The following is a 613-nucleotide window of genomic DNA, read 5'->3' as shown; positions in this document are numbered from 1 at the left end:
GTTTCGATGCTTTGGCTGTCGAACACGTCGGTGCGGAACTCCACCGTCCCGCCGATCCCGGCGAGCTCACCGGCCTCGCTCCAGCGTTCGCCCAACGAGAACGTCAGGTCCACGCGGGCTGTGCGGGTGTCTATCGGTACCGGGCTGACCTGCAGATCGCCCAGCGCCAGCCCGGAGGTGGGGTCCCCGGCGAAGTTCTGCCACGCCAACATGACCTGAACCAACGGATGATGATTCAGCGACCGGGCCGGGTTGAGCCGCTCCACCAACACCTCGAAGGGCACATCCTGATGCTCGTAGGCGGCCAGGCTGCGGCCCCGCACCTGGGTCAGTAAGTCGGCGACACTGGGATCCCCGGCCAGATCGACGCGCAGCACCAAGGTGTTGACGAAGAACCCCACCAGCTCATCGAGTGCGGGATCACCGCGCCCGGCGATCGGAAACCCCACCGCCACATCGGAACTGGCGCTGAGCTTGGCCAACAGCACCGCCAGAGCGGCTTGGACCACCATGAAGCTGGTCGCGTTGTGCTCACGGGCCACCCGACGAATTTGCTGCTGCAGCTCGGCCGGCCACTCCACGGCCACACTGGCGCCGCGCTGATCCGCCACCG

1 protein-coding gene is annotated in these 613 nt (G+C 66.9%); it reads right to left on the bottom strand.

The window, feature by feature from the left end:
• Window positions 1-613 (bottom strand): condensation domain-containing protein (locus tag A5732_RS01050; RefSeq protein ID WP_142256523.1); only part of this gene is annotated, 613 nt, incomplete at both ends.

This window comes from Mycobacterium colombiense (genome assembly GCF_001953985.1).
In the GTDB taxonomy this organism is placed as follows: domain Bacteria; phylum Actinomycetota; class Actinomycetes; order Mycobacteriales; family Mycobacteriaceae; genus Mycobacterium; species Mycobacterium colombiense_B.
This window is presented reverse-complemented; position numbering and strand designations above follow the sequence as displayed.